The sequence below is a fragment of the Rhizobium sp. R634 genome (assembly GCF_002211305.1).
Taxonomy (GTDB): domain Bacteria; phylum Pseudomonadota; class Alphaproteobacteria; order Rhizobiales; family Rhizobiaceae; genus Rhizobium.
Genome location: NZ_LOKW01000001.1, coordinates 391,666 through 418,640, shown reverse-complemented (window position 1 = coordinate 418,640; position 26,975 = coordinate 391,666). Strand labels below are relative to the sequence as shown.

At 62.6% G+C, this 26,975-nt stretch carries 26 protein-coding genes and 2 pseudogenes; 7 read left to right on the top strand and 21 right to left on the bottom strand.

What is annotated here, in order from left to right; translation table 11 throughout:
* Nucleotides 1–74 precede the first annotated feature (74 nt).
* A pseudogene (locus ATY77_RS33095) lies at nucleotides 75–224 on the top strand (DJ-1/PfpI family protein); the annotation flags it as partial.
* A 237-nt stretch (nucleotides 225–461) separates the two neighbouring features.
* A complete protein-coding gene (locus ATY77_RS01855; protein WP_088685825.1) occupies nucleotides 462–653 on the top strand; it encodes a helix-turn-helix transcriptional regulator in 192 nt (63 codons plus the stop codon).
* A gap of 115 nt (nucleotides 654–768) precedes the next feature.
* Here ATY77_RS01855 and ATY77_RS01850 read toward each other — a convergent pair whose 3' ends face one another.
* The 6 genes from ATY77_RS01850 to ATY77_RS01825 all read right to left on the bottom strand — a co-directional run bounded on the left by ATY77_RS01850 (nucleotide 769) and on the right by ATY77_RS01825 (nucleotide 7,368).
* Nucleotides 769–1,020, bottom strand: a complete 252-nt coding sequence (locus ATY77_RS01850; RefSeq protein ID WP_088685824.1) for a hypothetical protein — start codon at nucleotides 1,018–1,020, stop codon at nucleotides 769–771.
* Between the two features lie 62 nt (nucleotides 1,021–1,082).
* Complete coding sequence (locus tag ATY77_RS01845) at nucleotides 1,083–2,981, bottom strand: potassium transporter Kup (protein ID WP_088685823.1); 1,899 nt, start codon at nucleotides 2,979–2,981, stop codon at nucleotides 1,083–1,085.
* Between the two features lie 188 nt (nucleotides 2,982–3,169).
* Entirely contained in the window at nucleotides 3,170–3,670 is a 501-nt protein-coding gene (locus ATY77_RS01840) for a hypothetical protein (protein WP_088685822.1), read from the bottom strand.
* 79 nt (nucleotides 3,671–3,749) lie between these two features.
* On the bottom strand, nucleotides 3,750–4,883 hold the full coding sequence (locus ATY77_RS01835) for an FAD-binding oxidoreductase (RefSeq protein WP_088685821.1): 1,134 nt from the start codon (nucleotides 4,881–4,883) through the stop codon (nucleotides 3,750–3,752).
* A gap of 61 nt (nucleotides 4,884–4,944) precedes the next feature.
* Entirely contained in the window at nucleotides 4,945–6,465 is a 1,521-nt protein-coding gene (locus ATY77_RS33375) for an amino acid ABC transporter permease/ATP-binding protein (RefSeq protein WP_088685820.1), read from the bottom strand.
* A 75-nt stretch (nucleotides 6,466–6,540) separates the two neighbouring features.
* Nucleotides 6,541–7,368, bottom strand: a complete 828-nt coding sequence (locus tag ATY77_RS01825; protein WP_088685819.1) for an ABC transporter substrate-binding protein — start codon at nucleotides 7,366–7,368, stop codon at nucleotides 6,541–6,543.
* 176 nt (nucleotides 7,369–7,544) lie between these two features.
* Here ATY77_RS01825 and ATY77_RS01820 point away from each other — a divergent pair, with 176 nt between their 5' ends.
* Entirely contained in the window at nucleotides 7,545–8,615 is a 1,071-nt protein-coding gene (locus tag ATY77_RS01820) for a LacI family DNA-binding transcriptional regulator (protein WP_088685818.1), read from the top strand.
* A gap of 196 nt (nucleotides 8,616–8,811) precedes the next feature.
* Here the strand turns inward: ATY77_RS01820 and ATY77_RS01815 are convergent.
* The 6 genes and pseudogenes from ATY77_RS01815 to ATY77_RS01790 form a co-directional block, all read right to left on the bottom strand.
* Nucleotides 8,812–9,814 (bottom strand): annotated as a pseudogene (locus ATY77_RS01815) (glycine betaine ABC transporter substrate-binding protein).
* Nucleotides 9,815–10,246: 432 nt separating this feature from the next.
* Nucleotides 10,247–10,507 (bottom strand): hypothetical protein, encoded by a 261-nt coding sequence (locus ATY77_RS01810; protein WP_088686236.1) that lies wholly within the window; start codon nucleotides 10,505–10,507, stop codon nucleotides 10,247–10,249.
* A gap of 104 nt (nucleotides 10,508–10,611) precedes the next feature.
* Nucleotides 10,612–10,842 (bottom strand): hypothetical protein, encoded by a 231-nt coding sequence (locus tag ATY77_RS01805; protein ID WP_088685817.1) that lies wholly within the window; start codon nucleotides 10,840–10,842, stop codon nucleotides 10,612–10,614.
* 273 nt (nucleotides 10,843–11,115) lie between these two features.
* Complete coding sequence (locus ATY77_RS01800; protein ID WP_088685816.1) at nucleotides 11,116–11,364, bottom strand: hypothetical protein; 249 nt, start codon at nucleotides 11,362–11,364, stop codon at nucleotides 11,116–11,118.
* 66 nt (nucleotides 11,365–11,430) lie between these two features.
* Complete coding sequence (locus tag ATY77_RS01795) at nucleotides 11,431–11,838, bottom strand: hypothetical protein (RefSeq protein ID WP_088685815.1); 408 nt, start codon at nucleotides 11,836–11,838, stop codon at nucleotides 11,431–11,433.
* Between the two features lie 125 nt (nucleotides 11,839–11,963).
* A complete protein-coding gene (locus ATY77_RS01790) occupies nucleotides 11,964–12,248 on the bottom strand; it encodes a hypothetical protein (RefSeq protein WP_088685814.1) in 285 nt (94 codons plus the stop codon).
* 237 nt (nucleotides 12,249–12,485) lie between these two features.
* Between ATY77_RS01790 and ATY77_RS01785 the strand changes: the two genes are divergently transcribed.
* Both ATY77_RS01785 and ATY77_RS01780 read left to right on the top strand, forming a co-directional pair.
* Nucleotides 12,486–12,776, top strand: coding sequence for a DUF982 domain-containing protein (locus ATY77_RS01785; protein ID WP_245309916.1), 291 nt, complete (start codon nucleotides 12,486–12,488; stop codon nucleotides 12,774–12,776).
* Nucleotides 12,777–12,890: 114 nt separating this feature from the next.
* The gene (locus tag ATY77_RS01780) at nucleotides 12,891–13,139 is read left to right on the top strand and encodes a hypothetical protein (RefSeq protein WP_088675717.1); all 249 of its coding nucleotides are present in this window, start codon (nucleotides 12,891–12,893) and stop codon (nucleotides 13,137–13,139) included.
* A gap of 100 nt (nucleotides 13,140–13,239) precedes the next feature.
* On the opposite strand, the gene ATY77_RS32735 is transcribed toward ATY77_RS01780, so the two are convergent.
* The 7 genes from ATY77_RS32735 to treZ form a co-directional block, all read right to left on the bottom strand.
* A complete protein-coding gene (locus tag ATY77_RS32735; protein WP_190237562.1) occupies nucleotides 13,240–13,401 on the bottom strand; it encodes a hypothetical protein in 162 nt (53 codons plus the stop codon).
* 83 nt (nucleotides 13,402–13,484) lie between these two features.
* Entirely contained in the window at nucleotides 13,485–13,673 is a 189-nt protein-coding gene (locus ATY77_RS01775) for a hypothetical protein (RefSeq protein WP_088685813.1), read from the bottom strand.
* A 9-nt stretch (nucleotides 13,674–13,682) separates the two neighbouring features.
* The gene (locus ATY77_RS01770) at nucleotides 13,683–13,865 is read right to left on the bottom strand and encodes a hypothetical protein (RefSeq protein ID WP_088685812.1); all 183 of its coding nucleotides are present in this window, start codon (nucleotides 13,863–13,865) and stop codon (nucleotides 13,683–13,685) included.
* 34 nt (nucleotides 13,866–13,899) lie between these two features.
* On the bottom strand, nucleotides 13,900–14,115 hold the full coding sequence (locus ATY77_RS01765; protein WP_088685811.1) for a hypothetical protein: 216 nt from the start codon (nucleotides 14,113–14,115) through the stop codon (nucleotides 13,900–13,902).
* 82 nt (nucleotides 14,116–14,197) lie between these two features.
* Entirely contained in the window at nucleotides 14,198–14,413 is a 216-nt protein-coding gene (locus ATY77_RS01760) for a hypothetical protein (protein WP_088675713.1), read from the bottom strand.
* Nucleotides 14,414–14,430: 17 nt separating this feature from the next.
* The gene (malQ, locus tag ATY77_RS01755) at nucleotides 14,431–16,329 is read right to left on the bottom strand and encodes a 4-alpha-glucanotransferase (RefSeq protein WP_088685810.1); all 1,899 of its coding nucleotides are present in this window, start codon (nucleotides 16,327–16,329) and stop codon (nucleotides 14,431–14,433) included.
* Nucleotides 16,330–16,353: 24 nt separating this feature from the next.
* Complete coding sequence (gene treZ / locus ATY77_RS01750; protein WP_088685809.1) at nucleotides 16,354–18,117, bottom strand: malto-oligosyltrehalose trehalohydrolase; 1,764 nt, start codon at nucleotides 18,115–18,117, stop codon at nucleotides 16,354–16,356.
* A 195-nt stretch (nucleotides 18,118–18,312) separates the two neighbouring features.
* Between treZ and ATY77_RS01745 the strand changes: the two genes are divergently transcribed.
* Together ATY77_RS01745 and ATY77_RS01740 are read left to right on the top strand one after the other, a co-directional pair.
* On the top strand, nucleotides 18,313–18,594 hold the full coding sequence (locus tag ATY77_RS01745) for a type II toxin-antitoxin system ParD family antitoxin (RefSeq protein WP_088685808.1): 282 nt from the start codon (nucleotides 18,313–18,315) through the stop codon (nucleotides 18,592–18,594).
* Nucleotides 18,594–18,899 carry a type II toxin-antitoxin system RelE/ParE family toxin gene (locus ATY77_RS01740; protein WP_088685807.1) on the top strand — a complete coding sequence of 102 codons (306 nt, stop codon included), beginning with the start codon at nucleotides 18,594–18,596 and terminating at the stop codon, nucleotides 18,897–18,899. Before ATY77_RS01745 ends, ATY77_RS01740 begins: the two co-directional genes overlap by 1 nt.
* A 32-nt stretch (nucleotides 18,900–18,931) precedes the next feature.
* On the opposite strand, the gene ATY77_RS01735 is transcribed toward ATY77_RS01740, so the two are convergent.
* Both ATY77_RS01735 and ATY77_RS01730 read right to left on the bottom strand, forming a co-directional pair.
* On the bottom strand, nucleotides 18,932–20,608 hold the full coding sequence (locus tag ATY77_RS01735) for a response regulator (protein WP_088685806.1): 1,677 nt from the start codon (nucleotides 20,606–20,608) through the stop codon (nucleotides 18,932–18,934).
* Nucleotides 20,609–20,618: 10 nt separating this feature from the next.
* Complete coding sequence (locus ATY77_RS01730) at nucleotides 20,619–26,918, bottom strand: HAMP domain-containing protein (protein WP_088685805.1); 6,300 nt, start codon at nucleotides 26,916–26,918, stop codon at nucleotides 20,619–20,621.
* Between the last annotated feature and the right edge of the window lie 57 nt (nucleotides 26,919–26,975).

Below are 26,975 nucleotides of genomic sequence, written 5' to 3'. Positions count from 1 at the left end.
GCCTTCATCGCGATGCCTGCAATTTGTTGTTCGTAAGCTGCAAACGCGCAAAGTGTCCGAAAGATGCGTTCGAGAACGCCGGAGCGACGTGGGTGGACAAGGAAGTCGTTACCGACAAAGGCCTGGTCACCAGCCGCAAGCCCGGCGACCTCCTGCATTTTTGCGCGAAAGTCATTGAGGAATTCGCGGAAGGCCCACACTCGCAACAGGCTCGGAGCGCCTGAATGGTTCGCAGAAGGCACCCTGCCCCTAAGGATAAGGGAACGGGCCGCCTCAAGAGGTTGATAAGCTTCGTCATCTGATCCATATAGAAGCGGCTGCGGCCAGCTCAGCTGGGCGCATGCTTGGAAAAACTCCTAGCCTGCCTCTCCGGCAGCCAGGTACGCTTCCTTAAGCGAAGGCTCGCAAGGAACAGATTGCCCTTCCCGCGAGTTCATTGTCGCAATTAATCGGAGACGAATATGGATCAATTTGCCAGCAGCGATACGATGCTCGCGCGGCGCCTTCAGCAGGCGCGGCTTGCAAAGGGTTACAGTCTGGAAGACCTCGCAATCGCGACCGGACTGACAATTGACGAAATTGCCGCAGCCGAAGAGCCGGGCAACAAAGTGCCTCAACATCACGTCGATCGTATCGACCATGCTCTCGGCTGAGCTCAACGGCGGACATGGAGCCTTTGGTGTATAGGGAAGCCTGCTACACCGCCATAATCTGAAGGCTGATTCAGCCAATTTCAAAAAAGGAACACGGCGCGCCTTCGGCGGCGCGTCAGTGGCGGCTGTAGAGCGGCGGCATCACGTCTTCGTCGGCAAGCTCCGGATAGAGCTGCCGGCGCGTGCGGGCGAGCGCTTCCGCCTCCCTGCGGTTCCGTTCCAGGAGAGCCGATGTCACGTCCTTGTAGGGCGCACCTTCCGACAAGGCGACGCGCACGGTTGCGCCCTGCGAGAGGAAGTCGCAGAACGACTGCACCGAGCGAAGGCGCGTCGTGATCTCGACGTAACGGTCGTCATATCCAGCCATGCCTGCCTCCTTCTAGGAGAGGCAAGATTTCACGCACACTTCGGCAACAAGATGGCGGCGGGTCAGATCACCATCTGCTCGCCGAGCTCGACGACGCGGTTGCTCGGCAGCTGGAAATAATCGGAGGGATCGATGGCGAAACCGGCCATGGCGATGAACAGGCGGTCCTGCCAGCGGGGAAGACCGGTATTGGGATCACCGACCAGCTTGCGCCGCCCGACATAGAAAGAGGTCGACATGATCTCGAACTGGAATCCCGCCTGCCGGCAGAGCGGCATGGCCGCCGAGACGTTCTGATCTTCCATGAAGCCGAAATTCAGCTGGATCTTGCTGAAGCGGGGCGAGATCCTCTCGATCGTCACCCGCTGGGATTCCGGCACATAGGGCCGCGACGCCGTCCTGACGTTCAGGATGACGTTCTGCTCGTGAAGGACCCTGTTGTGCTTGATGTTGTGCAGCAGAACGCTGGGGGCCATGTCGGGAACGCTCGAGAGGAAGATCGCGGTTCCCGGGACATCGACCGGGCTGTGTTCCGACTTGCGCTCGATCGACCTGACGAACTGGGCGAGCGGGATGTCGTTGCGCGCCGCCTTATCCCGCACGAGCAGGGTTCCCTTCTTCCAAGTCCACATCATCGCGATCAGCACCGCGGCGATCAGCACCGGGACATAGCCGCCGTCGTGAATCTTCAGAAGGTTGGCGCTGAGGAACACGCTCTCCAGTATGAAGAGCGGAAGCAGGACGGCAAGGGCGGCGAGCACCGTCCAGCCCCAGACGGCGCGAAGGAATTGGAACGACAGGATGGTCGTGACCACCATCGCGCCCGTGACTGAGATCCCGTAGGCCGTTGCCAGCGATTCCGAGCTTCCGAACGAGAAGATCAGGGCGAGCACGCCGATCAGCAGCACCATGTTGACCGCGGGCACATAGATCTGGCCGGTGTTCGACGCTGACGTGAAGCATATTTCCAGACGCGGCAGGAAGCCGAGGTGAATGGCCTGGCGGGCGAGCGAGAAAGCGCCGGTTATAACCGCCTGGCTGGCGATGATCGTCGCGGCGGTCGCCAGGAGTACGGCGGGCAGCATCGCCCATTCCGGGAACAGCAGGAAGAACGGATCGGATGCGGCAGCCGGGTTCTTGAGGACGAGAGCGCCCTGTCCGAGGTAGTTGAGGGCAAGCGACGGGAAGACCACCGCGAACCAGGCGACCTGGATCGGCTTGCGTCCGAAGTGCCCGAGATCGGCATAGAGCGCTTCCGCGCCCGTCACGGTCAGGAATACCGCACCGAGGATGACGAGGCCGACAAAGCCCGCATGGGTGATGAAGTCGAAGGCGTAGAACGGGTTGAGTGCGGCGAAAATCGACGTGTCATCGGCGATGTGAAGCAGGCCGGCGATGCCCATGACCACGAACCAGACGAGCGTGATCGGCCCGAACAGCTTGGAAACCGCGGCGGTTCCGACCGATTGTACCAGGAAGACCATGAGCATGATCGCTACGGCGATCGGCAGCACATAGGGCGTGAAAACAGGCGTCACCAGCTTCAGGCCTTCGAGCGCCGAAAGCACCGAGAGCGCCGGCGTGATCATGGCATCGCCGATGAAAAGGGCAGCGCCGATGATGCCCGCGAAGAAGAAGATCGTCGCATGCCTTTTCGTCTTCTTCATCAGAAGCGCGAGCAGCGACAGCGTGCCGCCCTCGCCGTCATTGTCGGCCCTGAGGAGGAAGAGCACGTATTTGAAGGTGACGATGCTCGTCAGCGTCCAGATCATCAGCGAGATCAGCCCGATCACCTCATGCGGAGCCGCGCCATCATGGGCGAAGGGCCGAAGCGCCTCGCGGAAGGCATAGAGCGGGCTGGTGCCGATGTCGCCATAGACGACCCCGATCGCACCGATCAGCAGCCCCGCGAACTGTCGCGAACCATGGTGGCTGCTGGCTTCGTGGGCTGTTGCACTCATCAGGCATCCTCGGCTGCTGACCCAGACCAAGGATATGGTGCGGCCGCTGCGTTTTGAAACGTCATCCTAGCCTAATAGATTCCGGCGGTGATCCCCAGATTTTAGGCCCGACCGCCTTAAATGCGAATGGCCGCGCAATCAAGGTAAGAACGAAGCTCTTGTCTGAGCATCGATCCCACGTCCCGGCGTTACGCCTTCGCGAGTTTTCGGTTCAAGGCGGCGGCGACGAGCGGCAGCGCCGTGGTCGCCACGGCTCCAAGAGGCAGCCGTCTGATGCCGCGCGTGGCGACGAATGCCGCCGCCATCGCACCCGCCAGCTTGAGCCATGGCCGGTCGCCGAGCTGCGCATGCGCGCTGGCATCGGCCCATCGGACGTTTTCCGCAACGACGGTTGTGGTCTGCTCCCTGATCACATGGAGCCTGGCCCTGAGATTTTCGAGCTCTTCCCGCAGCTCCCGCAGACGCCCGTCCAGAGCATGCCCTTCGGAGATCTCGACGGTTTCCACGACATAGGCTTCGAACGGGACATCCTGGCCGAGCGTCGCGAGATAGGCACGGTATTCGGCCTCGCTCGCAAAACCTTCGCGCCTGACGAGGTCAGGATTGATGTCGGCCTCTCCCCTATCGGCCAGCGGGATGCCGGCGGCATCGAGCCTGTCGTTCGGACCGGCGGGTTCGTTCTTGAACATGATGCGTCTCCCATGTTTCCTCACGGCAGAACGCCCGATGGCCGAAATTGATCCCTTCCGCCGGCAGAAGACGATTTCATCACTCCTGCGGGCTGAAACGTTCCGGCCGGAAATCCGCCAGCAGCGGGTGACGGCGTCCGGTGGCGATCTCGTCAGCCAGCAATTCGCCGGCAATCAGGCCGAGCGTCGCGCCGCTATGGCTGAAGGCGACGAAATAACCCCAGATCGACGGCAGTTCGCCGAAAACAGGCTCGCCATCGCCGGGAATAGGCTTGGGGCCGACGCCGTAATCCTCGATTTCGAGCGCGGGGTTGCCTTCGAGAACCTTCGAAGCCTCGCGCAGCAACCCGTCCAGCGTCGATTGCCTGACGTCATAGCTGCCGTCCGCCTTGATGCCGACCTCTTCCTCCGACCAGGCGGAATCGAGCGCGAAACCGCCATTGGGTGTCGGCCGGATGGCGACGCGGGGCGTGTTGAGCACAGCTTTCAGCGGGTGGCGGACCGGCTTGGTCCTGACGAGAAGGGCGACCGGCGTCGCGTCCTCGATCGTCTCGCCGACCCCGGCCACGATCTGGGGAACGGCGCCGCCCGCGGCAAGCAAGACGGACTCCGCCTCCCAGCGCCGGCCGTCCGCGGCGGTCACACCGCAGACGCGCGCACCTTCGACATCGACCGTCGCGCGTCCGGCATCCGTGACGATCTCGCCGCCGAGGACACGGAATTCCTCCGCAAGAATGCCGATCAGCGAGGGAAGGTCGACCCATCCCTCCCCCGGGTTGAAGATCGCGCCTTGCGGCGTCACGACGCTCGCGTCGACGCCCGGTGTGGTCCCGGCGATCTCATCAGGGGAGAGCCATAGCGCATGGTATCCGAGCGCATGCTCATAATCGACGATCTCGGCGATCTCGTTGCTGGCGTCATCCGCATCCCAGGTCAGGCCGCCTTCGAAGCGCAGCCAGGGTGCATCGGGATATCGGACGGCGAGCGTGCGATAGCGATCAATGCCGGCAAGACGCAGCCGGTGATAGGCATCGGAGCGTTTGCGCGCCGAATTGAGCCAGGCGAGCGAGCGGCCGGAAGCGCCGTTGGCAAGCGGCCCGTCATTGACGAGCACGGTGGCGATCCCCAGTCGGGCGAGATGGACCGCTGTCGAGACGCCGAATATGCCGCCGCCGATGATGACGACCTTCGAAGGTTTGGGGGAAGCATTCATGTCGATAACCTTGTTTCCTGCTCTTGCTTCACTGGAACGAAATCAGGCGCGTGGGGCCGTCTCAGAGGACTTCCGCGAGGAAGCGCTGCAGCCGCTCGCTTTTCGGATTGTCGAAAATATCCTGCGGCGAGCCCGCCTCGACGATCCGGCCCTCGTCCATGAACACCACCTGGTCGGCCACGCGGCGGGCAAATCCCATCTCATGGGTCACCACGACCATGGTCATGCCCTGGCGGCCGAGCGCCGCCATCAGATCGAGAACGCCCTTCACCAGTTCGGGATCGAGCGCGCTCGTCACTTCGTCGAAGAGGATGATCTCGGGATCCATGGCGAGCGCGCGGGCGATGGCGACGCGCTGCTGCTGCCCGCCCGACAGGCCTGACGGACGATGATCCCTGCGTGCGGCGAGCCCAACCTCGGCCAGGCGCGCCTCGGCGATGCGCCGCGCCTCCTGCCTCGGCATCTTCTTGATCTTGGTCAGCGACAGCATGACATTCTCGAGCGCGGTGTGATCGGGAAACAGGTTGAAATGCTGGAACACCATGCCGACGCGCCGGCGCAGCTTTTCCGGCTTCATGGCGAGGATGCTGTCGCCATCGAGCAGGATGTCGCCGCCCTTCGGTTCGACCAGCCTGTTCAGGCAGCGCAGCAGCGTCGACTTGCCCGAGCCGGACGGGCCGATGATGCAGGTGACGCTGCCCGGCGCGATGTCGAGATCGATGCCCTTGAGCACGTCGAGTTCGCCGTAAGCCATGCTGAGATCGCGGATGCCGAGCGCCCCGCCCTTGAAACGCGGCCCGTCGGCGGCAGCGGGTTCGGCGGCGGCCTGCAGCTCGCTCACCTCGACCAATCCGCTCGCAGCCCCGGAGCCATGCCCCTGTTTTCCCAGCCGCAGCCGCGCATCGATGAAATTGACCAAGTGGGTCAGCGGCACGGTGATGACGAGGTAGAAGACGCCCGCCAGCAGCAGCGGCGACAGATTGCCGGTGACGACGGCCTGATCCTGACCGACGCGGAAGATCTCCCGCTCGGAGGCAAGCAGACCCAGGAAATAGACGAGGCTCGAATCCTTGACGTTGCCGATGAACTGATTGACCAGCGCCGGCAGAACGCGCCTGATACCCTGCGGGATGACGATCAGGCGCATGCCCTGCCCGTAACTCATGCTGAGCGCCCGGCAGGCCTCCATCTGGCCGCGCTCGACGCTCTGGATGCCCGAGCGGAAGATTTCGCCGATATAGGCGCCGGCGATCAGGCTGAGCGCCAGGATGCCGAGCGGAAACGGCGACGGGCCGAAAATGTCCCGTCCGATCCGGGCAAAGCCCTGGCCGATGATCAGGATGGTGACGATCGCCGGCAGCCCGCGGAAGATATCTGTATAGATGCGCGCCGGCAGCCGCAGCCAGCGGGATTGGGAGATGCCCATGACCGCCAGCACCATGCCGATGACGACGCCGAGCACGGTCGAGGCGGCCGCCAGGATCAGCGTATTCTTCAGGCCGACGCTGATCATGCTCGGCAATACTTCGGCCATCGCTTCCCAATCGAGGAAGCTGCGGCGCAAATTTTCAAGCCAGTTCATTGCAATCCCCATCGAAGCCCTTGCCGGACACGCAGCCGGCAAGGGTCAGCCGTCGTCAGCGGACGGCGAGCGGCCTCACTTCTTGGGAAGATATTGGTCCGGCATCGGCGAGCCCGGGAACCATTTCTCGTAAAGGGTCTTCCAGGTGCCGTCCTGCATCGCCTCGTGAAGCGCGCCGTTCAGGGCCGTGCGGAAGGCGTCATTGCCCTTGCGGATCACGAAGCCCGCCGGCGCATCGAAGGACGGGATGTTTACCGCGACCTTCAGCGCGGGATAGCGCTCTCCATATTGCTTGGCGGCCTCGTAATCGAGGAAATGCGCGTCGATCGTGCCGTTGTTGAGCGCGGCGACGGCGGAATTGTTGTCGGGGAATTTCACCAGATCGGTCTCGCCGAAATTCTTGGCAGCATAGACTTCCTGAAGGGTTCCCTGGACGACGCCGAGACGCTTGCCCTTCAATCCATCCGCATCCTTGATCGCCGCATCCGGCGTCAGCACGGAGAGGTAGCCGGCGAGATAACCGTCGGAAAAATCGACGGTCTTTTTGCGGGCTTCGGTGGTTCCGATCGCCGCGACGGCCACGTCGAACCGTTCGTTTGCGACGGATGGCAGCAGGGCTGAAAATTCCTGGCCGGTAAACGTCACCTTATCCTTGGGGAAGCCGATACGGGAGACGACGTTGAGGAAGAACTCGATATCGAAACCGGTGAACTGCCCGTCCGCCGTCGCGAAGGTATAGGGTTTGGCATCGCCCATCGTGCCGACGCTGATCGTGCCGGGCTCGATGAGATCATAGGGATTTTCGGCCGCGGCCACGGATCCGGCTCCCATTGCCAGGAGGCATGTCAGAAAGCCGGCCCGCACGGGTGCCGCGATCGCTGCGAAAGATGGAAAAGGCTTCATGGTCGTTCTCCGCTCCAAAGGGATGCTCTTATCGGCATTCGGATTTGCCCTGCCTTGCCTATTTCCGGCAAAGCATCTGGACAAGATACCGGTCTCCTTTATAAAGAGACCGGTCTCACGACATATTTGATATCTGTCAATTGACCGGCCGTCAACAACTCTTGTAGTGCTGCCTCATGGAAGATTCCGCTGCTCCGAAACGTTCCGTCACGGTCGCCGACGTCGCGAAGGCGGCGCGCGTCTCAAAGGCGACGGCCGCCCGCGTGCTCGGCGGCTATGGCGTCGTCAGCGACAAGATCAGGGACGAGGTGATGGCGGCTGCCGCCGCCCTCGAATACCGCCCGAACGAGCTCGCCCGCAGCATGAGCACCGGACGGTCCGGCATCATCGGGGTCGTGGTCGGGGATATCGAGAATGCCTTCTTCAGCCTCGCCGTGCGCGGCATCACCGATGCGGCCCGCCTTGCCGGCTTCAACGTCATCATCGCCAATTCCGGGGAAGAACTCGGAGCGGAAAAATCGGCGGTCGACCTGCTGATCGGCAAACGCGTCGACGGGCTGATCGTTACACCCGCCCGCTGCGACAGCATGGAGCATCTGCAACAGGTTCGCCGCGCCGGCGTGCCCCTGGTGCTGTTCGACCGCAGCATTCCGGAACTCGACGCCGACGCCGTGACCGGCGACGATCGCGACGCCGCAATCACCGCCACCCGATATCTGATCGGACAGGGCCATCGCCGGCTCGCCTATGTCTCGGCCATGGAAGCGGAAGATGGCGGGCTGACCGACATCGGACGGATCTCGAATTCGGCGGTACGCGAACGCGTCGAGGGTTTTGTCAGCGTCCTCACTGAGGCGGGCCTGCCGAACCCGCTTCATTATGTCAGGCTCGGCGCTACGGACCAGCGGCAGACGGACGGCGTGATCAAAAGCCTGCTTCAGGACGCGTCATCGCCGACGGCGCTCTTGGCATCGGACAGCCTCGTCGGACTCAGGATCTTCAAGTCGCTGCAGTCGCTTGGGCTTTCGATCCCGAACGACGTCTCGATGATTTCTTTCCTGGATGCCGATTGGACCAGCGTCACCGTTCCGCCGATCACCATCGTCGACCAGCGCGTCTACGAGATGGGCAAGCTCGCCGGCGAGCGCCTGGTCGCCCGCATCGAGCGAGCCCCTCTTGCCGTCGAGCGTCTGCAGGTCGCTACGCGCCTGGTGATACGCGGCTCCGTCGCGACGATCGGCCGGTGACGGTGCCGACCCGGGCGGCTCGCGCAGCGACGTCTTTTGCGATGTGGCTCATTCCGCGCATGCCCGACTTCTGGAAAAGGCGCGTTTCCATTCCGTCAAAAGCATGTGACCGGACAGGCCGGGCGATCTCGCGCTCGACCTGTCCGGTCATCTTCTCAAGCCGGCATGCGCCGCAAGGCGGCACAGGCCTCCTCCATCAGAAGGCAGCTTCGACCTTCTGGGCGATGTCGGCCGGAACCCACTTCGTCCAGAGATCCTTGTTTTCCTGCAGGAAGTGCTTGGCGCCAACCTCGCCGTCGGCCTGGTTTTCGGTCTGCCACGCCATCAGCTTACCGACCGTGTCGTTGCTCCAGCCGCGCGTATTGAAATAGGCGAGCACCTCAGGCGTGGCGCGATCCGCGAACTCCTTCGTCAGCACCGTGTAGACCTTGTCGACGGGCCAGGCGGAGACCTTCGGATCCGGGCAATCCAGGTTGGTAATGCAGCGCTTCCATTCGGCCGCATCGTGCGGGGCGGCGCTCTGCAGCATCACCATCTGGTACTTGCCGAGCAATGCGGTCGGCGCCCAGTAATAGGTGATGAAGCCTTCCTTGCGCTCATAGGCCTTGGCGATCGCGCCGTCGAGGCCGGCGGCCGAACCGGGGTCGAGCAGGTTGAAGCCCTTGTCCGCGGCCTTGTATGCTTTGTAGAGCTGCGCCGTCACGACGGTCGCGCCCCCAGCCCTGTGCGCCGTTGAAGATGACGCCCTTGCTGGAATCTTCAGGATCGGGAAAGAGTTCGGGATGCTTCAGCGCATCGTCGACCGTCTTGATATCGGGATGGGCGTCGGCCAGATATTTCGGAATCCACCAGCCCTGCACGCCGCCATCCGGCAGCGCCGGCGCGCCGAATACGATCTTGCCTTCCTTCAGGCCGCGTGGAACGATCTCAGGCAGGAGATCCACCCAGGTCTCCGAGGAAACGTCGGGTTCGCCCTTTTCCACCATCGATGTCGTCGTCGGCACGGTATCGCCGGGAACGGTCTCGACCGTGCAGCCATATCCGTTTTCCAGGATGAACTTGTCGACGTAGGTCAGCACTTCGGCGCTCTGAACGTTATGCACCGTCAGGACGACCGTGCCGCATTCGGCGGCGGACGCAGGCGCATATAACCCCGCGAAGCCGACCAGAAGACATGTTGATGCAAGCAATTTCCTCATTCTCGTTCCCTCTGTTTTTGCGGCCGTGGAAAAGACAGGGTGCCGCAGAGTCCTGCCTAAAAACTCGCCTCTTCACGGGCGCTCATTGAATGGAGAGACCTCGTTCACCGCGCGCACCACCCCGGCCCCTCCCGCTAAACCCGCAAGCGAGCAGATGAGACGGGTAGCGCATGCGATCGTCTGTGGGTCACCCAATGTTTCGGTAGAGACCTTATAGCGAAACCCTGTCCGCCGGACAAGCAAAATGTACATATGTGTCATTAAAATATTCTATGATGGTTGTTTTAACGACTATTATGTACATTTCGACAAAGCCGCATGAATCCGACGCGGCGAGTCGGCAGCGCCGAACGTGGTTTCCCCCCGGACGAAGGTGTTTACGGCAGAGGCTGCCGGCTTCAGTCGCGAAGGGATGCGCAATCTCATCCCGCTCTAATCGTAGAGTTCGCCATGGCCGATCTGCTCCTTTGCAGGCGTATCGCTGATGGCTGGATCGTCGGCCGGATCGGGATCTTTTCTGTTTGCCTCGTTCAGGAACCGCGCCGCCTCGAAGAGCGCCACCGAAATTTCCTCGGTTCCCCATCCGGCTTCATTGGCTTCTGCGATCAGTTGTTCCAATGCGGTTCGCGCAGCAGCGGTCGCCTCTTGGAAGCGTTGCGCGGGCGCTTCGGCTTTCGGCGATGGAAAAGTCATCGGCGTTCCCTCCATGGACCTTGCTGTCATGGATGAACGCGGCGCGCCCGAAATGGATGCACCGTCGCTGATCATTTAATATTCGAAAGGCCGATCCTGACGCGTCAAATAACCGTCTGCAGCAGGAAAGGAGAGCGTTCCAGCGGCTGCTGGGCGATAAGCCTCAGCATCGCCGGGCCCTGTATGCCGGCTGTCGTGCGCGTGCGGCCATCGTGATAGATCACCGTCATCAGCTGGCTGTGAACATCGTAGCGAATCTGCGCGATTGTCCGGGTGTGAACGGGAAAGATGAATTCGTTGGGCTGAGATTCCTGCCCTGATGTCTTCCTGCTCATCGCGATGCCCCAGCGAAACAATGACCCGGCGTCGAAAACAGCACATACCCGCAGCGTGCCCCACTCGACCGTCTTCGACCAATTGACCGATCAACTGCAGGAACGGCGCGCTCCCGCAATCGGGCCGAAAGCCCCCCGGCCTCAGCCTATCGTGCCTATGAAGCACATATTGTTGCTATGGTCGCGTGACATCAGCGTGACATGCAGATCGGAGCGTGAAAGCCCCGCGCGGACCTGGCTCGTGAAGCACCGGCTGCGAAGGCGGCCAGACCCTTAATGCAACGTACCGTGCGGCCCGTGGAACCAGCCAGCCTGCGGCCGGCATTCGGCCGTACGCGCGAGCGAGCGAATGGCTTCGTCCGCGGCGAAGACCACGGCCTTCAGCCGTTCGATCTCGTAGTCGAGTTCGCAGAGCTCGACCTCGTCGAGGCTGCCGTTGTATAATAGCTGCTTGGCCGTCTCGATCATGCGCTCCGTTCGCCCAACGATATCGAGGCCGCTTCGTATGATGATGTCGTGCATGGCTTCCCCCCGATTGGATGACGAAGCGTCCGATATAATCGAGGGGATGACAATCCTGAAATCTTGTCAGACGCGCTCGCGAAGCGCGTGGTAGAGATCCCGGAGCTCGTCCAGCGGGGAATGGTAGCGATGACGCGGCGCGGAGGCGCTGCGGCCGGCAAGGACGAGCGCGCCGGCGGCCGCCGCAACGAGCAGAACCGTCGTTACCGGATAAAGCTTCACCGCCGCTTCTGTCTGACGCACGGCTTTTCCGGCGCCGCCTTTGGCCGAGCGGGCGATATCCAGGACCTGCTGCTGAAGCGCGTCGATCTGCTTTCGCAAGGCGCTCAAATCTTCTTGCGGATCATAATCAGGCTGCCTGGGAACGCCGACGGAGGCAGTGTTCGTGTCGATGATGGCTTTCGGCACCGGCTCGCCAATCCTGGCTCCACTGGTGTCGAGGGTCGTCGTTTCGGTGTTTTTGCGGCGCGGCATGATCGTCTCTCCTTTCTGTGCGGCGGGCTTAGAGCATGTCGCGCAAAAGTGTTCGGCGGTCTTGCGATAACGACATGCGTAAAACAAAGAAAGCGCAACGAGCGAATCCAGAATCGCGACGCGCTTTAGTCATCGTCGAGCGAGAAGACCGGCCGGTAATGACGCTCGGCGATCAGCAAGGTGCGGTCGGGCCGGATGATATAGATCTCCTCGACCTGCCGTCCCCATTGGTCGGTGAAGCTGTGCGGAAAGGAAGACCCTACCGGCGATTTGGTCAATTTCGTGCGCGGCTGGCCGTTATAAGTGATGCTGCCCGGGATCGGTTCCAGACCCGCGGACGAATAGATGCCCGTGCTGGCCGTGCAGCCTGCCAGCGCAATGGCGAGGACCAGTCCCATGCTCCGCTTCATCGAACCCTCCCGCTGCTTCGGCGTCGGCCGTTCCTGGCTAAAGTAACAGGCAGCAAGGGATATTTGTTCCGGAATTCAGCTGTGACAAGTAAGACCCGGCTTCCTGGCCGGAACAACCGGGCGAGGGCGTAGTTCGGCGGCAAAGGAGAAGCCACATGAACCACGAAGCATCGCGCCGCTGGCTGCTCTTCGGAGGAAGCCGGCCGGCCCGGCAGCGCAGTTTCCGAAACCGGGAGCATGCCGATCGAGATCGCCGCGGATCGCGCCATGGCTGACATTATCGAGGTCGATTTCCACCTGGTATGGCGATACCCGGTGTTCATCCGCACCGGCCAGAGCCAGCGTCAGCGTATAGAAGGCCCCGACGCTGCGCTCGATGCCCTGAACAACAGCTGGGCAACCGTGCGGGGCGGCGGCTATGTCGAAGCGAAGCGGCGTTGCGTCGATGCGCTTCGCAGACGCGGAAGCGCGGAATTGGCCCGCCAGCGTTTCATCCAGGCCGCCATCGCCGCCGGCGTGCTCGCTTGATTGGTTTGTGCGCAAGCGCACTAAACCCACGAGCGGTCTGGCGCCCTTCAAAGCGTCAGCTATCGTGGAAGATGAAGAAGAGCCTATCAGGTTTACAGGCATGGTGGTGGCGTGATGACGATTTTCGAAAAGCCGATACAGCCCCGGGACTTCCGTTGCCTTTCGCTGGCTGTCATGAGTTGGTATCGCCATTTCGGCATCAAGGTGGGCGAACATGACAGCCAGATCCTCTGTAGCGCCGCCATTCAGCTTTTCAACGACGGCACGACGGATGTCGAGGCTCTGACGGCAGGGCTGCTCGAGATGTTTCCCGCGCCGGATCTTCTCAAGATCAACGCACCGACCTCGCAGTCGATCCACTAACTGGCATCGTGGTCTCTCAGATCTGCTGCACCAACGGCTGTGTCAGCCGAGGGCGTCGGCATCCCATGCATGGCGTGATCTGTCTGTCCGCTCGCGGGAGCTAACGCTCGTCGCTGCGACGCCTTACGGCGTGTTTGACTGCTAGCAAATGCCTGCGCCGTTCCAGCATATAGTCGGCATAGCCGACGCAGATGTAGAGCAGGGTCGGGCCGGCGAAGATGAGGATAAGAGCGAGTGCAAGGACAATGAATGCGGTCGTCATGGTCAGTGTTCCATCATGTTGGTGACGTAATGCGACGGACCTGACACCTTCTGCCGATCAGGTTCCGCCGCCTTTTCTGTCCCTCACTTTTCTCGTGCATCGTGGGTGTGATGGCGATCATGCTCGCCGCCGCCACCGGAGACCTTGCTTCGCGTGCGCCGATCCGGCTCGGCCGGCGGCTTTGGTATTTCGAGCGGAGCCTTGGCGTTTTCATGCGATGCGCCCGGGCCGCCCTGGCGGATGGTCGACGGGCTCTTTTTCGAAGTGGACATCGATACCTCCTACCTGTCCTGCTGGTAACCCTGGTGGGTGGTGTTAATCTTGGTGTTTCCCTGCTGGCCCTTCTTGTCGGGGCTTTCATCGCCGCCTGCCATGGCGGCATCCTCTGCCTTCGTCTTCGCCGGCTTGCCTGTACCCTTTTGGCTGACATTGTCGGCGGGAACGGGGGGTAATCTGCTGCTCATCACCTTCTCCTTATTGGGCTCCTCGTTTGCCTCTTCATTTGGGATTTCGATTGGAGCTGTGATCGGAATATTGCTCGGTCTGGACCGTCTTGCCGTCGAGGCCGCGCTCCTTGGAATGCTGCGTCTTGTCCCGGTTCGAAAGGACCATATTCTCGGGAAGTTTTTCGTCGTTGAGGTTGGTCATCGCCCCGCTGCCGTCGCCTTTCCCCTTCGCGCCAGCGCCCATATGTTTCCGGTCGGCATGTGCCATGATTTTCTCCTTCGGTTTGTCGAGTCAAACAATCCAGATCAACGGAGGTTCCGCCCCGACGGCAAATCCGCCACAGCGGAGGCTAGCCTGAGCGCTCCCGGGATTTCTCCAGGTGCCGGCGCAACTCTTTCTTTTGGATGAAATGATCGGTGTTGCCCGGCTCATGATCGGGATGCGACACTTCGAGATCGAGATCGTCGGGAAGCGCAAGCGCCTGCTTGGCGTTCATGATGCCCAGCGGCACCCGTCCCTCCTCCGTATCCACGGCAACTTCGACCAGCTTTTTCTTCGATTTCATCTCGGCGATCCTTATCCTTACCTATTCAGAATCCGCCGGCCGTCCGTTCGTTCCCTCCCCGCTCGATTTTGCGGCCTTTCGTCCCGCATCGCCTCCGTGACGCGCTCCATAAGCGGGCTTGATCTCATCTCCTCCAGCGAAACCGACAGCTTCGGCTTCCAGTTCGGGTAACTGTCGCTGGTGCCCGGAATATTGGTCGGCTTCTTCTCGTCGGTGAGGTCGGCAAGGCGGACGGCCACGAGCAGAGAAGGGGTTCTGGCAATGAAGCGATAGGCGCTGACGGTGAGTTTCCGCAGCGTCTCCCGGCTTGCCCTTGCGGTGAGCCCCGCCGGCACGTCAAGACCGGCCGCCTTCAGTGCGGCCTTCAAGTGTCTGCGCTCGCGCCTGCGATTTTCGAGATGTTTTGCGGTGAGATTCGGCGGCACGATACCATGGTCGCGCCGGTCATCAATGTCGGCAGCACGCCACCAGCCGGCAAGGGTCTGGTGGTCATGCGTCGAGATACAGGCCAAAGCGAGAGGGGGATAGGCGTCTGCAGGCTTGAAGCCCTTTTCATCCTGTTCATAGGAAAGGATGCGATAGGAAAGGATGTGAGCCGCCTCCAGATCATCCGGCAAGTCAGCCGGGATCATTCCGAGCGCTTCGCCGATGACGAGGCAGCGATGCTCGGTTGAGGCCTCGGAGAGGATCTCTAGCAGCCGATGCTGGGGATAGCTGACATAGGCGCCGTCTTCCGGTCGGCTGCCGAGCGGCACCAGGAAGAGACGCCGGATTGCCGGCGCATGATCGATACGGATCGCACCGGCATAACGCATGGCGGCGCTCACCATGCGCCGGTAGGGCGACGCGTCTCCCGCAGCGATGGTGGAAGGCAGGAAGCCGGCAAGGTGCCAGTCCTGTCCGTCCACGGCGAAGGGGTCGGGCGGACTGCCGATGGTGGCATCGGATAGATAGACGTCGGGCTCGCTCCATGTCGCCGAACCGTCGATAGCCTCGCCGACGGCAAGATCGAGATAGAGACCAAGCCGCAGGCCGGCCTTCTCCGCCCGCTCCGCCGCCTGCAGCAACTGCCGGTGCGCGAGCCACTGCAGCCACATGTGGAAGCGGACATCGTCGGTGTGTTGGCGCTCGAAGGCGGTGACGGCGGCACTGTCGAAACGCTGAAAGTCGGCCGGCCATGCCTGCCAGCCGGCGCCTGCGCCGCGCTCGACCATGGACAGCGACAGGCAGTCGAAAAGCGCGTGCCGCCGCAGGCTCTCGCCGCCCTGCTCCACGAAAGCTGCGAAATCAGCAGGACGATAGTTCTTGTCCGGCTTGGCCTGCACCTGCCAGACCGGCCAGAGCGAGCGCAGGGCTCGAAGCTTCGTTCTTGCGACCCCGGCGTAGTCGACAAGATCCGTCCGGCGAAGCCTCTTCAGTTGAGCTTCGAGCTCGGCATTGCCGGCAAAACCCGGCACCCGGTCTACTGCGATATAGAGCGTGTTCAGGTGCTGACGGTTCGAAGGCTCGTAGGGGCTGCAGCGTTCGGGATCGGCGAGGAGCGGCGCATGAAGCGGGTTGAGGCCGATGAAATCCGCCCCTAGCGATCCCGCGAGATCCGCCATAGCGGCAAGATCCTCGAAATCTCCGATCCCCCAGTTGCGGTCAGAACGCAGTTCATAGAGCTGCAGGGCAATCCCCCAAACCCGCGTGCCGACAAGGAAATCCGGCAGAAAGGACGTTGGGATCTTCCTGTCCGCCTCCGGCGGCAAAGCGCCGGCTTCTGCCCGGGCGGTTGAAGATAGATCGACCTTCAAGGCGGACAATATCTTGCGCTTAGCCTCGTTGGAGATCGCCACCTCGCGATTTTCGGGGCTCGGCCTGGTCGGGCTAATGCCGTGCCGGCGGGCAAGCCTATCGAACTCTGCGGATCTCATGCTTCCATCACCTCATGCCATCCCTCATGCCTCGCTGATGCTCCAGATCACCGTCCAGGGCGCGAGTTCGCCGTCGTCGCTGCGGCCGAGACGGAAGATCGTCTCGCCGTCTTCACGCTTGCTACCAAGTGATGCCGCCTCATTGCCGAGGTTGGCGCGCAGATGAAGGCGGCTGTTGCCGGCGAGCGTCCAATCCACCGCCACGGCGGTGCCCGCCGAGCGGTAGACCGCATCGCCGGCGCCTTTCAGCAAGGGGATGATCCTGTGGCGGCGCAGATCGAGAAGCTTCCGGTAGAAATCGAGAACCTCGGAGGAAGCGCGTTTCGACCAGTCGAGCTTGCCGGCCGCGAAGGTCGAGGGCGCCGTCGGATCGAGAAGGTCCGCGGCATCGAAGCCCGGCAGGCGCGACAGTTCTTCACGCCGGCCTTTCCTGACCTTCTCATTCAGGTCCTCGTCGAAATCGCAGAAATATGGAAAAGGCTCACGCGCACCCCACTCCTCGCCCATGAACAGCATCGGTATCTCGGGCGACAACAGATAGATTGAAGTGACCGCCTTGACGGCATCGACCGGGCTGGAAGCCATGATGCGGTCGCCAAGCGCGCGGTTGCCGATCTGATCGTGATTCTGGATGAAGGACACGAAGGCGGTTGGCGGCAGATGGCCGCTCGGCCTGCCCCGGCTTCCGCCGCGATAGGGCATATGTTCGCCTTGAAACACGAAGCCTTCCGCCAGGGCCCGGCCGAGCTTCTCCCCGTCACCGGCGTAGTCGGCATAGTAGCCGAAGGTCTCGCCGGTGGCGGCGATGTGGAGCACATGATGCACGTCGTCGTTCCACTGCGCGGTGAAAAGCCGCGCTTCGCCCTTTTCCTCACGCGTCAGGAGGTCGCTGTCGTTCTCCTCGTTTTCGACGATCAGGTGTACGTGCCGGCCGCCAGCTGCGGCCCTGACGCGCCGCGCAAGCGCGTGGAGAAGATGCTCTTTGCTGTCATCCTTGATGGCGTGGACGGCGTCGAAGCGGAATCCGTCGAGCCTGAATTCGGTGAGCCAGTAAATGGCGTTCCCGATGACGAATTCGCGGATCATCTCGGATCGATCGCCATCGTAATTGATGCCGTTGCCCCAGGGCGTCTTGTGGTGATCGGTAAAGAGCGGCGCGTAGCAAGGGATGTAATTCCCGTCAGGCCCGAAGTGATTGTAGACGACGTCGAGAAAAACACTGATGCCGCGCTCATGCGCCGCATCCACCAACGCCATGAGATCCTCCGGCCGCCCATAGCTGCTGTCGGGGGCATAGGGCAGCACGCCGTCATAGCCCCAGCTGTAACGGCCGGGAAAATCGCTGAGCGGCATGATCTGCAAAGCCGTGACGCCGAGTTCACGGAGATGATCGAGCCGCTCGATCGCAGCCCTGAAAGTGCCCTCCGGCGTAAAGCAGCCGATATGCAGCTCATAGAGGACCATCTCTTCCCAGGGCCGGCCCGTCCAGTCGTTCGTCTTCCAGCGATAGGCGGAGAGATCGACCACTTCGCTCGGCCCATGCACGTCCTCAGGCTGGAACCGCGAAGCGGGATCGGGAATTTCCAGTCCATCCGGCAGAACGAAGCGGTAGCGCGTACCGGCACGGGCGTCCGAAGCCGTGCAGCGATGCCAGCCGTCCCCTGCCGCATGCATCGGGCGCGGGTCGGCACCTTCCATCTTCAACGACACGCTTTCATGCAACGGCGCCCAGAGGCGAAACAGAATGCCCTCTTCGGTGAAATCAGGTCCGAACGTCGTTTGGGTCAAGGGAGAGCCTTTGATGAAACGGGATGGGATTTGGGTAACTTTTGGAGGAGCAAAAGGTTTCGCGGCGACGGCAGTGAAGCGCTACCGCGCGCAGATGCCCATATCCGACAATGAGAGTTGGATTTCTCGCCATGGAGAGTAGGATTTTATCCTATCGAATGCTATAAGACTGCCAGAGACAGGAGTGCAATCAATATGCGTTCGACGCAGCAGATGAGCATTACGTTGCCGATGGAAATGGCGAAGCGCGTCAAGCAGCGGGTGGCCGATGGTGATTACGCCTCGGAGAGCGAAGTCATACGCGAGGGGCTTCGGGCGTTGCAGGAACGCGAAAACGCCGTGGAGCACTGGCTGCGAACCGAAGTCGCGGCCACCTATGATGCTCACAAGGCCGATCCGACCAAGGCAAAGCCTCTCGATGAAGTCTGGAAGCGGCTCGAAGCACGCATGGACGAGATCGATCGGGAAGAAGATTGATGAAGCGCTATCACATCCGCCTCACCGATGAGGCGGAGTTGGATTTGGCGCGCATTTATCGTTTCGTCAGCAGCAAATCCGCATCTTCCGTCGTCGCCCGCAATTACGTGACCCGTATCAAGAGCTTTGTGGATGAATTCGCGACATATCCCGAACGTGGCAGCATTCATGATGATGTCAGACCAGGATTGCGTATTGTCGGCTTTGAGCGTCGGGTAAGCGTCGCATTCGTAGTTGACGCCGCCGAAGTTGTCGTCCTGCGCATCCTCTACGCCGGGCAGCAGTTTGAAAGCGGCGAGAGTTAGACCGGCCGCGAAACACGCCCATGCTTCAACCCTCAAGCCGCCGCGACCTTGCCCGAAAGCGCCTGATCCATCGCCGCCTGAAGCTGTTCCTGAGTGAAGGGCTTCGTCATCCTGAGCATCCGGCCGAGCCCATTGTCCTCGGAAAGCTCGGCATAACCCGAGGCGAGGATGACGGGCAGGCCGGGAGAGGACGAGCGAAGATGGCGCGCAAGCTCGGCGCCGGTCATGCCCGGCATGGCATGGTCGGTGATGACGAGATCGCAATCCTTGCCGTCGGCCAGGAATTCCAGCGCCTCGGACGCGGAAGAGGCTTCCCGCGGCAGATGGCCGAGATCCTCCAGCATGGCGACTGTTCCCGTCCGGACGAGGGCGTCGTCGTCGACGACCAGAATGGAAAGGGTTCTCGATACCGGTTTCAGCGGTTCTTCTGCCGGCGGTTCGGCGACGGGCTGCGCCTTGGCGAAGGCCTCGGCGACGGGCAGCCACAGGGAGACGGTCGTGCCCTTTCCCGGGGTGCTCGTTATCTGGAGCGAACCGCCGGATTGGGCCGCCAGCCCGTGCACCATCGACAGGCCGAGACCGGTGCCTTTGCCGACACCCTTGGTGGTAAAGAATGGTTCGGCGGCGCGCGAGACGGTCGCCTCGTCCATGCCTTCACCGTTATCTGACACCGATATCCTGATGTAGTTGCCGCCGGCAAGACCGGGCAAAGGCGGCTCTTTGGCCTCGGCCGCCGCGACGGTAACGGCGCCGCCGTTTTCCAGCGCATCCCGCGCATTCACGAAGAGATTGAGCAGCGCCAGTTCCAGCTGATTGTTGTCGATCAGCAGCGGCGGCAGATCCGCGGGGATGTGCTTGAGGATTTCGATTCTGGGGCCTACGGCCTTGGCGAGAAGATCCTCGACATTTTCGAACAGCCGGAGGAAATCGACAGCCTGTGGCTTGAGTTCCTGGCGACGTGCGAAGGCAAGCAGGCGCTGGGTCAGCGCCGTGCCGCGCTCGGCCGCCTGGATCGCGTTCGTCACCAGCCGTTCGCTGCGCTCGTCGGGAGGCAGCCGCTTTTTAAGCAGGCTGAGGCTGCCGAGAACCGCCATCAGCAGATTGTTGAAGTCGTGCGCGACGCCGCCCGTGAGATGGCCGATCGTATCGAGCTTCTGCGCCTCGAAGAGCTGGGCCAGCGCCTCTTCGCGCTCGCGCGTCCGCTGGTCGATGCGATGCTCGAGCTCCTCGTTGAGCTGACGCAGTTGCGCCGCCGAGGATTCGAGCTCGGCCGTGCGCTGGAGCACCCTTGCCTCCAGATCGGCATTCAGGCGTTCGAGCTCGCGCGTCTTCCGGTAGAGATCGGCAAAGACCCTGACCTTGGCGCGCAGCACCTCGGGCACGATCGGAACGGAGACGTAATCGACCGCGCCGACGGCATAGCCGCGTAGCCGGTCTGGTTCGGCCAGCATCACGGCGGAAACGAAGATGATCGGCGTGTTCTGGTAGCGCGGGTGCTGCCGGATCATGCTGACAAGCTCGAAACCATCCTGTTCGGGCATGCAGACATCGACCAGGATGACGGCAATTTCGGTGCGCAGCAGGTGCTCGAAGGCTTCGCGGGCCGACTGCGCCTTGATGAGGTTTTCCTCGAGTTCTTCGAGAATGACCTCATAGCTTAGAAGCTTAGCCGGCTGGTCGTCGACGAGAAGGATGTTGACGGGGTTCATGGCCGGGCCCTCAGCGATGCAGCCACATTCGAAGCGCTGACAGGAGCTGCTCGGTATTGACGGGTTTCGCCAGGTAATCCGACGCGCCCGCCTCCAGGCATTTCTCGCGGTCCCCCTTCATCGCCTTGGCCGTCAGCGCCAGGATTGGCAGCCGCCGGAAACGCGGCTCCGAGCGGATGACCTGCATCGTCTCATAGCCGTCCATGCCGGGCATCATGATGTCCATCAGCACGATGGCGACGGAGGGCTCGTTGTTGATGACGTCGATAGCCTCGCTGCCGGTGGTGGCGGTCAGCACCTTCATGCCGCGGCGTTCGAGAACGCTGCTGAGAGCGAAGATATTGCGGGCATCGTCATCGACGAGCAGCACGGTTTCGCCGACGAGATCCTCGTCCGAGCTGTGCAGCTCCTGCAGCGTCGCCTGCTTGGCCGCCGGCAGGTCCGCGACGACCCTGTGCAGGAAGAGCGCCGTTTCATCGAGCAGACGTTCGGGCGACTCCACGCCCTTCACCACGACGCTGCGCGCCATGCTGTGCAGCGTCGCGTCTTCCTCGGGGGAAAGCTCGCGGCCGGTGAAGACGACCACCGGCACCTCGGCGATCTCTTCGTCGTCGCGGATCTGCTCCAGCACTTCGAAGCCGGACATGTCAGGCAGCGTGAGGTCGAGCACGACGCAATCGGCGGAGCCCTGGCGGAGTGCGGCAAGCGCCTCCGAACCGGATCCGACACTCGTGATGTCGATGTCGTCGTGCCCGAGAAGGGCGGTGACGCTCATGCGCTCGGCCTCGTTATCCTCCACCAGCAGCAGCTGCTTGCGGCGCGGCTCGGCATAGGCCTTCAGCCGCGACAGCGCCTTGCCGAGCCCTTCCGGCGTCGTCGGCTTGCTCATGAAGGCGAAGGCGCCGCGGGTCAGCCCATGCTGGCGGTCTTCATCAAGGCTGATGATCTGGACGGGAATGTGCCGCGTCTGCGGGTTTTGCTTCAGCTGGCTCAGCACCGTCCAGCCGAGCATGTCGGGCAGGAAAATATCGAGCGAGATCGCCGACGGCTTGTAATCCTGCGCGAGAACAAGCGCATCGCTGCCGCGCATCGCGACCAGCACCTTGAAGCCGTTGTCCCGGGCGAGATCGACCAGCACCCGGGCGTAATGCGCATCGTCCTCAACGACGAGCAGCACGGAGTCGCCCGCCTCTATCCGGTGGCGATCGTCCGCAACGTGTTCGGCGGGCTTTTCGGCACGGCGGGCAGCCGCTTCGGCGAATTCGACGACGTTTGCCGCCGCCGGAGCCGACTTTGGCACCACAGCGCCGGCGCCGACATAGGTGAGCGGCAGGTAGAGCACGAAGGTGCTGCCGACACCCGGCGTGCTGCGCAGCTGGATCTCGCCGCCCAGCAGGTTCGCCAGCTCGCGGCTGATCGCCAGACCAAGGCCGGTGCCGCCATATTTGCGGCTGGTCGAGGCATCCGCCTGCTGGAACGCCTCGAAGATGATGCGCTGCTTCTCGGGCGGTATGCCGATGCCGGTATCGACCACTTCGAAGGCGATCACCGAAGGCGCGTGCCTGAGCGAAAGATGATCCGGCGACCAGCCGCTCGTCACCGATGCGACGCGCAGCGTGACACCGCCCTGCGCGGTGAACTTGAAGGCGTTCGACAGCAAGTTCTTAAGAATCTGCTGCAACCGCTTGGAATCTGTAATGATGCTCTTCGTCACATCGGCGCCGACCTCGACCGCGAAGGAGAGATTGCGGTTTTCGGCCTCGTGGCGGAAGGGGCGCGCCATGACCTCGAGCAGGTTGCTGACAAAGATCTCCTCGGCATCGACCGAGACCGTGCCGGACTCGATCTTCGACAGGTCGAGGATGTCGCTGATGAGGTTGAGCAGATCGGTGCCGGCGCCGTGGATCGTCTTTGCGAACTCGACCTGCTTTGCCGACAGGTTGCCGTCAGGGTTTTCCCCGAGCTGCTGGCCGAGGATAAGGATGGAATTCAGCGGCGTGCGCAACTCATGCGACATGTTGGCGAGGAATTCCGATTTGTATTTCGATGTCAGCGCGAGCTCGGTCGCCTTTTCCTCGAGCGCGCGCCGCGCCTGCTCGATCTCCTGGTTCTTCGCCTCGACTTCGACGTTGCGCTCTTCCAGCTGCTGCGCCTTCTGGCCGAGCTGTTCGTTGGTCTGCTGCAGCTCGCGCTGCTGCGTCTGCAGCTCGGCGGCGAGCTGCTGGGACTGCTTGAGCAGGCCTTCGGTCTGCATGGTCGCTTCGATCGAGTTCAGCACGATGCCGATCGATGTGGTCAACTGATCGAGGAAGGAGAGCTGCAGCTCGGTGAATTCGCCGGCCGAGGCGAGCTCGATCACCGCCTTCACCTGGCCCTCGAAATGCACCGGCAGCACGATCGCACTTCTGGGCAGGGTCGTGAACACGCCGGAGCTGATCGGGACGACGTTGTCGGGAAGATCGGTCACGAGGATGCGGCGGGCGTCGCTCGCGCATTGGCCGACGAGGCCCTGACCGAAGTCGAGCCGGAGCGGGTGTGCCGCCTCGACGCCTTGCGCATAGACCGACAGCAGCGACAGGAACGGCTGGCTCTCGTCGGCATCGACCTGGTAGATGACGCCCTGATGGGCGCCGACCAGCGGCGCCAGTTCCGACAGCATCATCTTGCCGACCAGCGTCAGGTCGCGCTGGCCCTGCAGCATGTTGGTGAAGCGCGCGAGGTTCGTCTTCAGCCAGTCCTGCTCGGTGTTGCGCTCCGTCGTCAGACGCAAATTGTCGATCATCGTGTTGATGTTGTCCTTGAGCTCGGCCACTTCGCCGCGCGCATCGACCTTGATCGAGCGCGTCAGGTCGCCCTTGGTGACGGCGGTCGCCACTTCGGCGATGGCGCGCACCTGTGTCGTCAGGTTCGCCGCCAGCAGGTTGACGTTGCCGGTCAGGTCCTTCCACGTTCCCGCGGTGCCGGGAACATTCGCCTGGCCGCCGAGCCGGCCTTCGACGCCCACCTCGCGGGCCACCGTCGTCACCTGATCGGCGAAGGTCGCGAGCGTGTTGGTCATGTTGTTGATGGTTTCGGCGAGTGCGGCCACCTCGCCCTTGGAGGCGACGGTCAGGTTCTGCTTGAGGTCGCCGTTCGCCACCGCCGTCACCACCTTGACGATGCCGCGCACCTGCTCGGTCAGATTGGCGGCCATGACGTTGACGGTGTCGGTCAGATCCTTCCAGGTGCCGGCAACACCTGGCACCTGCGCCTGGCCGCCGAGCTTGCCTTCGGTACCGACTTCGCGCGCCACGCGCGTCACTTCGCCGGCAAAGGCATTCAGCTGATCCACCATCGTGTTGATGGTGTTCTTCAGTTCGAGGATTTCCCCCTTCACGTCGACGGTGATCTTGCGCGACAGGTCGCCGCGCGCCACGGCGGTGGTCACTTCGGCGATATTGCGCACCTGGGTCGTCAGATTGGCGGCGAGCAGGTTGACGTTGTCGGTCAAGTCCTTCCAGGTGCCGGCGACGCCCGGAACGACGGCCTGGCCGCCGAGCCTGCCGTCGGTGCCGACTTCGCGGGCCACGCGCGTCACTTCGCCGGCGAAGGAACGGAGCTGATCGACCATGGTGTTCAAGGTGTCCTTCAACAGCAGGATTTCGCCGCGCACGTCGACCGTGATCTTGCGCGACAGGTCGCCATTGGCGATCGCGGTCGCCACTTCGGCGATGTTGCGCACCTGCGCCGTCAGGTTGCCGGCCATGGAATTGACGCTGTCGGTCAGGTCCTTCCAGGTGCCGGCGACGCCGGAGACCTGCGCCTGACCGCCGAGCTTGCCCTCGGTGCCGACTTCGCGGGCAACGCGCGTCACTTCACCGGCAAAGGCGTTGAGCTGATCCACCATCGTGTTGATGGTGTTCTTCAGTTCGAGGATTTCCCCCTTCACGTCGACGGTGATCTTGCGCGACAGGTCGCCGCGCGCCACGGCGGTCGTCACTTCGGCGATGTTGCGCACCTGGCCGGTGAGGTTGGAGGCCATGGAGTTGACGTTTTCGGTCAGGTCCTTCCAGGTGCCCGCGACGCCTGGCACCTGCGCCTGGCCGCCGAGCTTGCCTTCGGTGCCGACTTCGCGCGCCACGCGCGTCACTTCCGAGGCGAAGCGGTTCAGCTGGTCCACCATGGTGTTCAGCGTTTCCTTGAGCTCCAGGATTTCGCCCGAGACCGACACGGTGATCTTCTTCGACAAGTCGCCATTGGCGATGGCGGTCGAGACCTCGGCGATATTGCGCACCTGCGCCGTCAGGTTGCCGGCCATGGAGTTGACGCTGTCGGTCAGGTCCTTCCAGGTGCCGGCGACGCCGAGCACGTTCGCCTGGCCGCCGAGCCGGCCTTCCGTGCCGACCTCGCGCGCCACGCGCGTCACCTCGCCGGCAAAGCCGTTCAGCTGATCGACCATCGTGTTGATGGTTTCCTTCAGCTCCAGGATTTCCCCCGAGACGGTGACGGTGATTTTCTTGGACAGGTCCCCCTGGGCGACCGCGGTCGCGACTTCGGCGATGTTGCGCACCTGGCCGGTCAGGTTGGAGGCCATGGAGTTGACGCTATCGGTCAGATCCTTCCAGGTGCCGGCCACGCCGCGGACATTGGCCTGGCCGCCGAGCCGGCCTTCCGTACCGACTTCGCGGGCGACGCGGGTGACTTCCGAGGCGAAGGCATTCAACTGGTCCACCATCGTATTGATGGTTTCCTTCAGTTCCAGGATCTCGCCCTTCACGTCGACGGTGATCTTCTTCGACAGGTCGCCATTGGCGATGGCGGTCGAAACTTCGGCGATATTGCGCACCTGCGCCGTCAGGTTGCCGCCCATCGAGTTGACGTTCTCGGTCAAGTCCTTCCAGGTGCCGGCGACGCCGCGCACGTTCGCCTGGCCGCCGAGCCGGCCTTCCGTGCCGACTTCACGCGCCACACGCGTCACTTCCGAGGCGAAGGCGTTCAACTGGTCGACCATCGTGTTGATGGTCTCCTTCAGTTCGAGGATTTCGCCCGACACCGTCACCGTGATCTTCTTCGACAGGTCGCCATTGGCGATCGCGGTCGAGACTTCGGCGATGTTGCGCACCTGTGCCGTCAGGTTGGAGGCCATGGAATTGACGTTGTCGGTCAGGTCTTTCCAGGTGCCGGCAACGCCGGGCACCTGCGCCTGGCCGCCGAGCCGGCCTTCCGTGCCGACCTCGCGCGCCACGCGCGTCACCTCGCCGGCAAAGCCGTTCAGCTGGTCGACCATCGTGTTGATGGTCTCCTTCAGTTCAAGGATTTCGCCGGAAACGTCGACGGTGATCTTGCGCGAGAGGTCGCCGCGCGCCACGGCCGTTGTCACTTGCGCGATGTTGCGGACCTGCGCCGTCAAGTTGCCGCACATGGCGTTAACGGAGTCAGTCAGGTCCTTCCAGGTGCCGGCCACACCCGGCACCAGCGCCTGCCCGCCGAGCTTGCCTTCGGTGCCGACCTCGCGCGCCACGCGCGTCACTTCCGAAGCGAACGAACGCAACTGGTCGACCATAGTGTTGATCGCTTCCTTCAGCTGCAGGATTTCGCCGCGCACGTCGACGGTGATCTTCTTGGAAAGGTCGCCATTGGCGACCGCGATCGTCACTTCGGCGATGTTGCGCACCTGCGCCGTCAGGTTCGACGCCATCGAGTTGACGCTTTCGGTCAGGTCCTTCCAGACGCCCGTCACCTCCGGCACCTGCGCCTGGCCGCCGAGCTTGCCGTCGGTGCCGACTTCGCGGGCGACGCGGGTCACTTCAGAGGTGAAGACGCTCAGTTGCTTGATCATCGTATTGACGATATCGGCCGAGCGCAGGAACTCGCCCTTCAGCGCCCGCCCGTCGACATCGAGCGGCACGGTCTGCAACAAGTCGCCCTTGGCGACGGCGGTGATCGTGCGGGTGACTGCCGTCGTCGGCCAGAGGAGGTCGTCGATCAGGCCGTTGATCGACCCTTCCATCTCCGACCAGGAACCGTCGGAGAGGCCGAAGCGCACGCGGGTGCTCGTGCGCCCATCCCGGCCGACCACTTGGCCGACATGTTCGAGCTGCTGGGCCATGCGCTGATTGGCGGCGATGATGTCGTTCAGCGCATCGGCGACCTTGCCGGTGACGCCGGTCAGATCGGAGCGCATGCGCACGGAAAAGTCGCCGCGCCTGACGGCAACCAGCACCTCCAGAAGGGCGCTGGCATCGTCAAAGGCCATGGTTTTGTGGTCGTGCCCGTTGAGGCTCTCGGCCGCAGCCTCGTCGCGCGAAATCTCACTGGTTTGCGTGCTCACGGAATCCCCCCTGTTCGAACGAAGATAATTAGTGCGCGACTGGAAAAAGGGTATGGG